This window comes from Streptomyces sp. PA03-1a (assembly GCF_033792805.1).
Taxonomy (GTDB): Bacteria; Actinomycetota; Actinomycetes; order Streptomycetales; family Streptomycetaceae; genus Actinacidiphila.
In genome coordinates this window covers 13,870-25,124 of sequence record NZ_JARAVO010000130.1, presented here as the reverse complement: position 1 = coordinate 25,124, position 11,255 = coordinate 13,870, and the positions used below count along the sequence as shown (strand labels likewise).

At 74.4% G+C, this 11,255-nt stretch carries 9 protein-coding genes, 1 pseudogene and 1 riboswitch; of the genes and pseudogenes, 4 read left to right on the top strand and 6 right to left on the bottom strand.

What is annotated here, in order from left to right:
- The 4 genes and pseudogenes from PV341_RS26790 to PV341_RS26775 form a co-directional block, all read right to left on the bottom strand.
- Positions 1 to 295 (bottom strand): annotated as a pseudogene (locus tag PV341_RS26790) (M23 family metallopeptidase); the annotation flags it as partial.
- 11 nt (positions 296 to 306) lie between these two features.
- Positions 307 to 446, bottom strand: a riboswitch (cyclic di-AMP (ydaO/yuaA leader).
- Between the two features lie 217 nt (positions 447 to 663).
- Complete coding sequence (locus tag PV341_RS26785; protein WP_500359183.1) at positions 664 to 2,064, bottom strand: extracellular solute-binding protein; 1,401 nt, start codon at positions 2,062 to 2,064, stop codon at positions 664 to 666.
- Positions 2,061 to 4,538 (bottom strand): caspase, EACC1-associated type, encoded by a 2,478-nt coding sequence (locus PV341_RS26780; RefSeq protein ID WP_500359182.1) that lies wholly within the window; start codon positions 4,536 to 4,538, stop codon positions 2,061 to 2,063. Before PV341_RS26780 ends, PV341_RS26785 begins: the two co-directional genes overlap by 4 nt.
- A 53-nt stretch (positions 4,539 to 4,591) precedes the next feature.
- Positions 4,592 to 4,960, bottom strand: a complete 369-nt coding sequence (locus tag PV341_RS26775; RefSeq protein ID WP_500359181.1) for an effector-associated constant component EACC1 — start codon at positions 4,958 to 4,960, stop codon at positions 4,592 to 4,594.
- Between the two features lie 190 nt (positions 4,961 to 5,150).
- Between PV341_RS26775 and PV341_RS26770 the strand changes: the two genes are divergently transcribed.
- Genes PV341_RS26770 through PV341_RS26760 form a run of 3 tightly spaced genes read left to right on the top strand, consistent with a single transcriptional unit; the run spans position 5,151 to position 6,933 of the window.
- On the top strand, positions 5,151 to 5,300 hold the full coding sequence (locus PV341_RS26770) for a hypothetical protein (RefSeq protein ID WP_500322632.1): 150 nt from the start codon (positions 5,151 to 5,153) through the stop codon (positions 5,298 to 5,300).
- A gap of 35 nt (positions 5,301 to 5,335) precedes the next feature.
- Positions 5,336 to 5,989, top strand: coding sequence for a hypothetical protein (locus PV341_RS26765; protein WP_500322631.1), 654 nt, complete (start codon positions 5,336 to 5,338; stop codon positions 5,987 to 5,989).
- A 59-nt stretch (positions 5,990 to 6,048) separates the two neighbouring features.
- The gene (locus tag PV341_RS26760; protein WP_500322630.1) at positions 6,049 to 6,933 is read left to right on the top strand and encodes a helix-turn-helix transcriptional regulator; all 885 of its coding nucleotides are present in this window, start codon (positions 6,049 to 6,051) and stop codon (positions 6,931 to 6,933) included.
- Positions 6,934 to 7,018: 85 nt separating this feature from the next.
- On the opposite strand, the gene PV341_RS26755 is transcribed toward PV341_RS26760, so the two are convergent.
- Entirely contained in the window at positions 7,019 to 9,397 is a 2,379-nt protein-coding gene (locus PV341_RS26755; RefSeq protein WP_500359185.1) for a DUF8508 domain-containing protein, read from the bottom strand.
- A gap of 533 nt (positions 9,398 to 9,930) precedes the next feature.
- On the opposite strand from PV341_RS26755, the gene PV341_RS26750 reads away from it, so the two are divergent.
- Positions 9,931 to 10,653, top strand: a complete 723-nt coding sequence (locus PV341_RS26750) for an Ig-like domain-containing protein (RefSeq protein ID WP_500359180.1) — start codon at positions 9,931 to 9,933, stop codon at positions 10,651 to 10,653.
- 12 nt (positions 10,654 to 10,665) lie between these two features.
- On the opposite strand, the gene PV341_RS26745 is transcribed toward PV341_RS26750, so the two are convergent.
- The coding region (locus PV341_RS26745) for a hypothetical protein (RefSeq protein WP_500359179.1) at positions 10,666 to 11,255 on the bottom strand (590 nt) is incomplete at its 5' end.

Below are 11,255 nucleotides of genomic sequence, written 5' to 3'. Positions count from 1 at the left end.
GGGCGGGGGCGGGGGCAGCGGCCTCGGGTGCCTCGTACCCCGCGGCCTCGTAGCCCGCGGACGTGGTGTCGTGGGAGGTCGTCGCCTCGGCGGCCGGCGCGTCGAACCAGCCGGCGGCCATGTTCCACTGGCCGGTGTCCCAGCCGTCGATCGCGTTCTTCGTCGGCGGTGCCTGCTCGGCGGCCGGGGGATTCCAGCCGGCGGCGATGTTCCACTCGGCGGTGTCCCACTCGGAGTACGCGGTTGCGGACCCCTGTTGCTGTCCGGGTATCAGGGCAGGCTCGTTCGACGCCACGCGGGCGCGCTCCTTTCCTTCCTTCTCGCCTACCGGGTTAGCTGACGGGTTCGGAGCAGGAAGGTCTCCTACGAGGACCGCGGAGGGCCCCCGATTCACCCCAGGAAGTGGTTCCCCGGTTCCCGCGGACGGGATTCGGCAAGCGCACGGCGCCGCCCTGTCGGCGGCGGGATGACCGCGCTGCGTTATCGAACGTTAATAGAGGCGCCCGCCAATTCCAAGCCACTCAAGCGAGTTCATGACGGGAATCTATGGGGATGGACAGGACATACATGGACATTGGGCCGTGACTGCCGTGACCTACGGGAAATGTGAGTGTGCATCAGTCGTTATGCGGAAGGGAGTGCCGCGCTCACGAGGAGTGATGGTCACCCCGGACCCCGGCCGCCGAGCGCGCGCCCCAGACGGCCGCCCAGACGCTCCGCCGTGGCGTCGGCACTGCGGTGCGCCGCGAGCATTCCGTGCACTTCACGCTGCAGGACCCGGGTGAAGGTGACGTAGTGCGCGGTCGCCGGACGGGCCCTGGCGGCCTGCAACGCGCACCACAGCACGGTCGTGTAACCGGGGGTCGCGACGGACGGCGAGGGCGAGGGCTCCGAGCCGCGTCCCGCGGGACGGTCGTAGAACCACGCACGGGGGTCGTGAGGATCGTCACAGTTGACATCCCCGGCTCCGTATGCAGACCGCCGCGCGGGGGCGAAACCCGCCCCGAGCAGGGCATGTTGGGCGCCGCGTCCGGTCAGGAAGCGGATCAGGTCCGCGGCGTCGTCCGGGCGGTCGCTGGTCGCCGCCACGCCCAGGCTCTGGCCGCCGAGAGCGGCGACGCCGGGGAGCCGGGCCACGCCGAAGCGGACACCGGGGGCGAGAGTGGCGTCGAGCCGGTTGTAGGCGTAGGGCCAGTTGCGCATCAGCACGCTCTGGCCCTCGGTGAACTGGGCGAGCGTGACCGACTCGTCGGCCTCCAGGGACTCCGGGTTGAGGTTGTTGGCGGCGCCCAGCCGACCGAGCTCGTCCAGGCCCTCGCGCAGCCCGTCCTCGGTGCCGATGTAGCGGCCGTCGCCGTCGACGAGTGCGACGCCCGCGGTCCAGAAGGCTTCCAGGGTGTTGACGGTCAGCCCCTCGTACGCGCGCAGCTGGGTGGTGTAGGCGGGGTGGCCGAGCGGGCGGACGTCGGCGAGCAGGTCGCTGATCTTGGCGTAGCCGCGCAGGTCGGCGGGGCGGCGCCCGGCCTTGGCGAGGTCGTCGGTGCGGTAGTAGAGCAGGCCGACGTCGGTGTTGAAGGGCACCGCGTACGTGCGGCCCTTCCAGCGGCCCGCGTCCGCGGCCTGGGGCAGGAAGTCCCCGTCGACGAGGGCGGGGTCGAGCGGGCGCAGCAACCCGCTGTCGGCGAACTCGGGGATCCAGCTGATGTCGAGGTTGACCACGTCGTACGCGGCGGTGCCGGACTGGAAGGCGCCGATCAGCTCGCTGCGCTGCTCGTCGGAGGCGGAGGGGAGCTCGACGAGCCGGGCGGGCCGGTCCGGGTTGCGCCGGTTCCACGCGTCGATCAGGGCACGGCGGACGCCGGGCTGCCCGCCGGCGGTGAGATCGGCGTCGCTGGCGACGATCAGCGGCCGGGAGCGGTCGGGTGCCGGGCCCGGCGCCGCGGCGGGGCCGCTGCAGGCCACGGCGGCCAGCAGGAGCAGGACGTCCAGGGCTCGGCGCCGGCGGCGGACGGAGCGCGGGGGCGGGAGGGTGCCGCCCGTGCTCCTGGGGCCCGAGGCTGTCATGACCCTCCCGAGGTGAGGCGGGTGATCGTCTCCGCGACCCGGTCCGGAAGGTCCTGCGTGGCCGCCAGGCAGGCGCCGCCGCCCTCCGTCACCGCCTTGTTGAAGCGCAGCGAGCAGCCGTAGCTCTCCAGTGAGACCACCAGTACGGGGACGTCCACGTCCGGCGGCTCCGCTCGGGCACTGTCCTCGTCGTCGGTGATGAGGACGATCAGGGCGCCGGGGGAGCCGGCGAGCGCGCGGGACCACCGGCGCAGGGCGGCGGCCACGGGCGCGTCCCGCTCGACCGGTGCCAGCGCGCGGATCGCGGCGTCCCGCGCGGCCGCGTCGTTCGGCCCCGGCGCCAGCAACGTGCGGCCGGGCACCGCGGCGACGCCGTACCGGTAGCCGGACGCGCGGGCCAGGACGGAGCGCACGACGGAGACGTTCGCCCCGGAGTAGGAGGAGCTGGAGACGTCGACGGCGAAGAGGACGTCGCGCCGGGTGCCGGTGGCCTCGTCGTGGTCCCGCAGGGCGGCCTCGATGGCCCTCCTGGTGGGCGGTGCGCCGCCCGTCGGCGGATCGGCGACGAAGATCGCGCTGTCCAGCGGGGTGTCGCCGGCCGCGGCCGTCCCGGTGACGTCCGTGCGGAAGCCCTGTGCGGCCAGGGCCCGTTGTCCCGGACCGGAGCGCAGCCAGACGGCGAGCCGGTGCACCGCCTCGGCACGTACGGCGCGGTCGGCCCGGCCGGTCTCCCAGGTCACCGGCACGAGGGTGAGGTCCAGGGGTGGCACGTCGGCGGGGTAGTAGGCGGTGTAGGGGTCGGACTGGTTGCCCAGGCACGGGGGACGGGACTCCAGGGCCGGGGTGACGAGGCCGGCGAGGGTGGACTCGGCGATGACAAGGGCCTGTTGGGTGCCTCGCCGTTCGACCAGCCAGGTGCGGGCGGAACAGGCCAGGGCCCGGTCGTCCGCAGGGGGCACGGCATCGGTGGTGACCCGGGTGCCCGGCGTCAGGTGCAGCAGCTGGTCCAGGGCGGCGTCCGAGGAGTGCGGTTCGGCGCTGCGGACGACCACGTCCTGCGCGTGGGCGGCGTCGGCCAGTTGCTGCGCGGTGCTGCCGGTGCGCCCGACGCCCTCCAGGGAGGTGGTCGCGGCGAGGACGGCCGGGGAGTGCGCGAGGGTGACCGGCCGGCCGAGGGCGACGACGCTCTCCGGACGCCGGGTCTCGGCCAGCACCTGGGTGGGGGCGGTGCCGGCCGCCGGTATCCACACGTCCGGGTGCGGCCCGACGTCCCGCAGCGGCAGCGCGCAGTCCCCGCCGTCCTCGCAGGCGCGTTCCGGTTCGGCCCAGGCGGCGGAGGCGCGGAAGGCGGCGAGGGTGCGGTCGGTGGGGGCCGCGTACACGGTGGTGTTGATCTGGCCGCAGCCCTCGGGCCGGCCGCCAAGGGCTGCGGTGGTGCCGGCGGCGTCGCTGTCCTGGAAGGCGTCGAGCACGGAGGTGAGCGCGGCGCGGGTCTCCGGCGAGGTGAGCACCCGCAGTTCGAGCGGGGCGGGGCACAGCGGTGCCGGGCGGTGCGCCCACGTCCAGCCGGTGACGGCGCCCGCGAGCAGGGCCAGGGCGGTGCCGGCGCCCACGGCCCGGTGCCAGAGCGGCTGGTGGGGTCCCGCCGTCCACGTCCAGGTGAAGCCGGCGTACTGGGCGAGCCGGCGCAAGGGCGTCAGCCAGCGGGTCCCGCGGGCGGGGCGCGGGGTCAGCCGGGCCTGCGACAGGACGGTGTCGCCGGCGCTGTTGCTGGAGCGCTCGGTCGGGAACCAGGGGTCGTAGTCCACCCGCTCGTCGAGCGTGGCGGCGTACTCCCCGGCCAGTTCGTGCAGCCGGACCCCGAGACGCTGCACGGTGACCGGGTCGTACGGGTCGGTGCCCTCGGTCAGCACCCGGACCAGGGCCCCGGTGAAGGGCGTCGGGTCGATGCCGTCGCCCTTGTGGATGCGGGAGCCGACGGCCGACGAGGTGATCAGGGAGAACGGCCGCTCGGGCAGCGGCACCAGGCCGGCGTTGCCGGAGTAGCAGCAGTCCAGGACGAGGACGACACGCTCGGCCCGCGAGGAGGCGAGCAGCCTCAGCAGGTCCCGGTACGGGATGCCGTCGAGGCGGGCGCCGTCCTTGGTGGACTCCCGGGTCATCAGGTACAGCTCGGGCTCCCCGGTGCCGAGGTCGACGTAGCCGTGCCCGGTGAAGTGGACCAGCAGCAGGTCCTGGGCCTGGGCGGCGGCGGTGCCGATCAGCCGCAGCGCGCGGTCGCGGGTGCGCGGCTCGGCGAGGGTCTCCACGGTCCGCGGGATGAACCGGCCGTGCGCGCCGGAGACGAGCGCGGCCCGCAGCCGCGCCACGTTGGCCCTGGCGGAGGGGATGTTGGAGAAGTCACGGGCGTGCTCGTACTGGGACACCCCGATCAGGACCGCCCGCGACCGGGACGCGAACGGTTCGTACGGCATGCCCGCCGGACCTCCCCAGGGCCGTCTTCCTCCGGATCGGGTTCTCCCCGGATCTAGTTCTCCAGCGTCTGGCGGATGCGGGCCGCCATCGCCTCCAGTTCGCCGCGCGTCAGGGCGTCCCGGCCGGTCAGGACGCACTCCACGTCCCCGGCGCGGACGGTGACGCTGAGCGAGTCGCCGGGCTGGTTGCGCAGGTGGTTGCGCAGGGCGCGGAGCAGTGTGAGCGCGGTGGCCTGCAGCGTCTCCTGGAGGATCATGAGGAGCAGGTCGTAGGCGACGCCCATGCTCTCGTCCGCGGGCCGCTCCCTGCGGACGACCAGCGGCGCCAGTTCCTCCTCGGCCCGCAGCCAGACCTCCAGTCTGCGCAGGTCCTCGGCCGGGTCCTTGCCGCCCTCCAGCTCGATGGTCACGTACGTGTCCATGACGCCTCCCCTCATTCCCAGCCTACGCTGACGTACCGTCATTCACACCGGTCGTGCGGGGAGTTGTGTGTAACGGACAGGAAATCGGGGCGGGCCGGGCGCCGAGGCGCCCTACCCCGGCGGCGGCCCGGTGCGTCATGATGCCCGAGTACCCCCCGTACGGGGGATTCGCCCGATCTTGGAGGCCGCAATGAAGCTGGGCAGGGCACTGGCGAACGGCTACGCGGAGGAGACGGACGAGGAGCTCCCGGGCCGGGAGCGGCTCGCGGACGAGGAGAAGGCCCCCGCCGGCCGCGCCCCGGACGCCGCAGCGGAGCCCGCCGAGGCCGCGGCACGGTGAGGTTCCCCCGCCGGTTGCCCGAGGAACGGCCGGCGGTGCCCCCCACGGGGTACAAGCTGGCCTTCCCGATGCTGGCGCACGACGGCGCCCGCGTGGGCTTCCGGGGCGTGTCGCTGGGCGGGCGGATCGTGTACGGCGCCCTCGACGACGCCGTGTGCGGCTACGGGCGGCGGCACCGCAGCCCGGCCCGGGGTTGCGACTGCGGGTTCTACTGCCTGCACACGGCCGCCGAGGCACAGGCCCTGACCTGCGCGACGGACTGCCGGGACGCGGTGGTGCTCCAGGTGAGCGTGCTGGGCGCGTACACCCGGTACGAGCGCGGGACGCGCTACGCCCGGCAGCGGGTGCGCACCGTGCGCATGGGCGCCTGCCGGTGCGGGCGGGCCGCCCGGGTGTTCGTGCGCGACGGCACCGGGCTGCCGGGCTGGCGTGCGCTGACGGCGTCCTGCCGGCGCTGCGCCGCGGGGCTGTGGGTGCTGCGGCCGGCGCAGTTCGCGCGGCTGGCCGGGCCCTGGGTGAACGTGACCGGCGAACCGCCCGGACCGGGCGCCGCCGAGGAAGCGCTGCTCGAGGAACCGCTGCACGAGGAGCTGCTGGTGGAGGCGGAACGGCTCAGGGAGGTGCTGGACCGCTTCCAGGAGCGGCTGGAACGGCTGGACCGCCTGGAGGAGAGGCCTCCGTCCGGGTAGCCGCCGGCGGGTCCGGCCGCGCCGGGCCGCCTCATGATCGGCCGCCCATACTGGAACACATGGAGCACAACGCCGAGCTCAGGGACTTCCTGCGGGCCCGCAGGAACCGGCTGAGCCCGCAGGACGCCGGCATCACCGTCAGCGGTGCGCCGCGCCGTGTGCCGGGGTTGCGGCGGGAGGAGCTGGCGCGGCTGGCCGGGGTGAGCACCGATTACTACACCCGTTTGGAGCAGGGCAGGCACCTGAATGTCTCGGAGGCGGTGCTGGACGCCGTCGCCCGCGCCCTGCGACTGGACGCGGCCGAGCGCGCGTACCTCTTCGAGCTGGCGCGGCACCGCACCCCGCCCCGCCGCAGGCCGCAGCGGCCGCAACGGGTGCGCCCCGAGGTCCACCGCGTGCTGGACCTGCTGGGCGACCGCACCCCCGTGTTCGTCATCGGCCGCCGCACGGACGTGCTGGCCGCGAACCGGCTGGCCCGCACGCTGATCACCGACTTCGACGCGCTGCCGCACCGCGACCGCAACCTCGCCCGCTTCATGTTCCTCGACGACGCGGCCCGCGACCTGTACCGGGAGTGGGACAAGCACGCCGCCGAGGCGGTCGCCGCCCTCCGCCTGGACGCGGCGCGCCACCCCGACGACCCGGGGCTGACCGAGCTGGTCGGCGAGCTGACCATCAAGAGCGCCGAGTTCCGCGCCTGGTGGGCCGACCACAACGTGCGGCAGAGGTTGCACGGGGTGAAGCTCTACCACCACCCCGTCGTCGGCGACCTGACCCTGTCGTACGAGCACGTCCTCTTCCCCGGCGACAGCGACCAGCTCGTGTGCATCCACACGGCCGAGCCCGGCTCCACCTCCGAGGCGGCCCTGCAGCTGCTGGCCGCGTGGACCGGCGCCGACACGCCGGCCAGCGGGTTCGCCGACCCGGAGCCCGACCCCCGGTGACGCGGTGACGCGGTGACGCCGTAACGCCGCGACGCCGCGAGGGCGGCACCGGCGTCGCGCCGGTGCCGCCCTCGGCAGGGGTGGGTCAGCAGCCGTCCGGCTTGATGCGGACGATCTGCGGGTCGTGGTCGCTCGCCTGGTCGGCGAACTCCGCGTTGATGTGCACCACGTCGTAGTCGAAGTCGCGCAGCGCCGGGCTGAGCAGGATGTGGTCCAGCGACTGCGAGTTGCCCTCGTAGACGTAGGTGTAGCGCTCGGACTTGGGCAGCGTGGTCAGCAGGTCCTTCAGCACGCCGCCCGAGGTGAGGGTGGACACCGTGCCGGAGAACTCGTAGTCGTTGAGGTCGCCGAGGACCACGACGTTGGCGTCCCGGTCGGCCGCGAGCAGCGACTTCACGAAGGTGTTGACCTCGGTGGCCTGCAGCTTCCGCTGGGTCTCGGAGCTGCGCACCGGCTGCTGGTTGACGCTGTGCAGCGGCTGGTCGCCGCCCTTGGAGTTGAAGTGGTTGGCGATGACGAAGACCGGCTTCCCGTGGAAGCGGAACTCGCCGACCAGCGGCTTGCGGCTGGCATTCCAGGCCTCGCTGCCCGGGTTGATCCGGCCCGGGGAGACCGACAGCTCCGCGCCCTTGCGGGTCTTGACCGCCTTGACCGCGGTGGTGGCGTCGCCGCCGGCGCGGTCGGTGAACTGCACGCGATGCGGGTTGAAGAGGAAGACCTGGCGGATGTTGCCGCCGGGCTCACCGCCGTCGGTGTCGTTCGTGGGGTCCACGGAGCGCCAGCTGTAGCGGGGGCCGCCGGCCGCGACGATGGCGTCGATGAACTTCTGCACCGTCTGGTCGGCGGCCACCGTGCCGTCGTCGTTGGCGCCGTTGTTGTCCTGGATCTCCTCCAGCGCCACGATGTCGGGCGAGGAGAGGCTGGTGACGACGCCGTCGGCGAGCCGCGCGAACTTGTCCGCGGGGTCGGCGGGGTCGAGGTTCTCCACGTTGTAGGTGGCGACCGCGAGCTCGCCGCCCTTCTGCTTGCGGGTCACCTCGCGCCCCAGGCCGTTGTCGACCAGCGTGCCCAGCTGCGTGGCCTGGAGGTTGTAGCCGCCGAAGCCGTCGTAGTCGATCGCTCCGGTGGTGGTTCCGGCCAGCTTGTCGCCGACGTCGGCGGTCGGGACGTCGGTGCCCGCGCCGATCGACATGACCTTGATCCGGCCGGTGTTGGGCTGGGCGTACGAGCCGTACACCGTGCCGCCGCGGCGGGTGGGGTTCTCGGCCGGCTTCACCGTCACCCAGACCTCGTGGTACGGGGTGGTGCCGCCGACGACGCGGGCGTCGGAGAACCGCGCCAGCTCGCCCTCGTGGGCCTCGTAGAAGTCCAGCGCGTACCCGGCCGGGTCGAGCGGCAGGCCCTCGATGCTGCCGCCGCCGGCGTCGGGCGCGTACGCCGCCGGGACGGTGGAGGCGTCCAGCGTGACGGGCGCGGGCAGGGCGTTGCCGGCCGAGAGCACGGTGGCGGTCGGGCCGGTGACCTCGGTGACCGACTGGCTGCCGGTGCCCGGGTAGTACTCGGAGACCTTGCCGGTCACCAGCACCTTGTCGCCGACGGCGACGGTGGGCGTGACGGAGCCGGTGTAGACGAACACGGCCTCGCTGGTGCGGGCGTCGGTGTCGGCCTCGGGGTCCTGGATCCAGTAGCCCTTGGAGCCGGTGGTCCGCACGCCGGTCACGATGCCGGGGACCCGGGTGACGGTCTGGCCCTTGAGCGGGGAGACCCGGGTGGTGCCCTGGATGTCGTGGATCCGGGTGGTACCGGGCTCGGTCGGCTCGGGGGTGGGCGTCGGGTCCGGGGTGCCGCCGCCCGGGGTCTGCCCGGCGGCGTTGACCGGGGTCGGCGCGCCGGCGGTGAGGTCGGCGGCGTTGTCGTCGGTGTCGGCCAGGGACGCGCCGCGGGCGACGGCAGCGGTGTTGCTCGCGCCGGCCGCCGGGCCGCTGCCCTCGCGCACGACCGCGGTGCCGAAGCCGACGAGGTCGACCACGCGCGGGTCGGCGGTGCAGTCGGCGGCGGTGATGCAGGTCAGCGGGGTGGTGCCGTTGACCAGGGCGATGGTGCCCGAGGTGGCGCTCATGGCGATGGCGCCACTGGCGTCGGCGGCCGGCAGGGGCGTCGTGCCGCCGGTGCCGGCGGACTCCGACACGAGGTAGCGGCCGCCGGGGGCGATCGACCCGGTCAGCGCGGTCGCCTGCCACTTGGAGGAGGCGGACGGCGTACCGGGCAGGTACTGCACGCTGAAACCGGCCAGGTCGTAGGCGGCCGAACCGGCGTTCGCGAGCTCCACGAAGTCGTTGGTCAGCGTCGCGCCGGAGTTGCCGCCGCCGCCGTACACCTCGGCGACGACCGCCTCGCTGGAGGGGGTCGCGTGGGCGGCGGGCAGCCCGGTCAGCACGACGGACGCGGCGATTCCGGTCGATATGAGCGCGAGCGCCGCGGCGCGGCTGCGGTGTCGGCTCGGTCTGGCGATCGGCACGAGGGTTTCTCCTATCGGTCCAACAGCCCGTCAACCACGGGCAGCGCACGGCGGACCGGCTCAAGTTACGCGCGTAGAAACGGACATGACAAGGGCAATGAGGTTAATTCTGCGAGTCCGCCGTGGCGTAACCGCGACACCGGACCCACCGGTGGAGGCCCTGGCGCGGACGCGCCACCGTTCGGGCGACCCCCCGATGGGTCACCCGGCGCGCCGGTGCCGGCGCGCCCGGCCACGGCGGGGACGGCGCCGCCGCCACCGCGGCCACCCTGCACGACCCGGCCGGGCTCGCCACCGACACCACGGGCCGCCTCTACATCGCCGACTCCGCCAACCGCGCCGTCCGCCGCGTCACCCCGGGCGCGGCCGGCGCCGCACCCGTCATCACGACCTTCGCGACCACCGACTTCGCCCCGTACGGCCTGGCCGTCGGCCCGGACGGCACGGTCTACGTCTCCGGCGAGGGCAAGGCCGTCTCCGTGGGCGCCGACGGCCACCGCACCACCACGCTGCTCACCGAGGCCGGACGGCACGACGCCATCGCCGTCGGCGGCGACCGCTCCGTGTACGTCTCGGGCGGCGTGGCCGGCGGACTGCGGCGGCTCCCACCCGGCGGCAAGGCACCGGTCCGCTCCTTCCCCGGCGCCACCGTCGACGCCCTCGCCACCGACCGGGCCGGCACCGTCTACGCCGTCGTCGACGGCCGCGTACGGCGCCTCGACCGCGACGGCCGCGTCACCCCCGTACCGGGCACCGCCCGGGTCTCCTCGGGCGAGGTCCACGGGCTGGCGGTCACGGAGGACGGCTCCCTCTTCTACCCCTCCCCGCGCACCCGCTGGGGCACCGCCCTCGCCCCGGACGGGCGGCTGTACGTCTCCGACCCCGCCGCCCACCGCATCTGGGTCGTCCCCCGGCCCGTCCTCGTACCGGGCCTGCTGCGCGTCACCTCCGGCCCGCACGGCCACGCCACCGGAGACGTCCTCAAGGGCGTCAGCGGCAGCGGTACGGCCGTCACCGCCCACAGCGAACCCGTGCGGGGCGTCGTCGTCCAGCAGGGCAACGGCCTCTTCTCCTACACCCCGCACGAGGACTTCTCCGGCACCGACGCGTTCACCGCCACCATCACCGACGCCTGCCACAACGCGACGACCCGCACCGTCCTGGTGCGGGTCGTCGCGAAACCCCTGCCGCGCGCCGGATGACGCGCGGCCGCGTCAGCCGCGCGCCTCGGCCACGGCGGCGCCGAGGGCCTCCTTGATGCGCGGCCCCAGCCGGGCGAAGCCGAGCTCCTTCATCGCGGCACGCAGCAGTTCGTCGTCCGACCGCTTCTCGCCGTCGCCGTCGATCCACCGCACCAGCGCGGTCAGTTCCTCCGCCGAGTACGCCGTCACGGCCTTCCCCGGCGTGATCGTCGGCTTCCGCGGCCGCCGTCCGACCGGGTTCGTCGCGGCGGGCTCCTCCTCGGGCTCGGCAGCGGGGGCCTCGGCCTCCACGACCGGCTCGGGCTCGGGCTCGGCTGCGGGGGCCTCCTCGACCACCGGCGCCTCGGCGACAGGCTCCGCCTCGGCGGGAGCGGGTGCCTCCACCGTCACGGGCTCCGCGACGGCTTCCACCTCGGGCTCGGGCTCGGCTGCGGGCGCCTCCTCGACCACCGGCGCCTCGGCGACAGGCTCCGCCTCGGCGGGAGCGGGTGCCTCCACCGTCACGGGCTCCGCGACGGCTTCCACCTCGGGCTCGGGCTCGGCGGCAGGTGCTTCCTCCGCCGCCGACTCCGGCTCTGCAGACGCAGTCTCCGGCTCCACGA

Excerpts from the sequence above, each read along its gene's own strand:
- PV341_RS26760 (WP_500322630.1), top strand. The coding sequence starts at position 6,049 with ATGGAGCACAACGCCGAGCTCAGGGACTTCCTGCGGGCCCGCAGGAAC.
- PV341_RS26775 (WP_500359181.1), bottom strand. The coding sequence starts at position 4,960 with ATGGACACGTACGTGACCATCGAGCTGGAGGGCGGCAAGGACCCGGCC.
- PV341_RS26770 (WP_500322632.1), top strand. The coding sequence starts at position 5,151 with ATGAAGCTGGGCAGGGCACTGGCGAACGGCTACGCGGAGGAGACGGAC.
- PV341_RS26785 (WP_500359183.1), bottom strand. The coding sequence starts at position 2,064 with ATGACAGCCTCGGGCCCCAGGAGCACGGGCGGCACCCTCCCGCCCCCG.
- PV341_RS26780 (WP_500359182.1), bottom strand. The coding sequence starts at position 4,538 with ATGCCGTACGAACCGTTCGCGTCCCGGTCGCGGGCGGTCCTGATCGGG.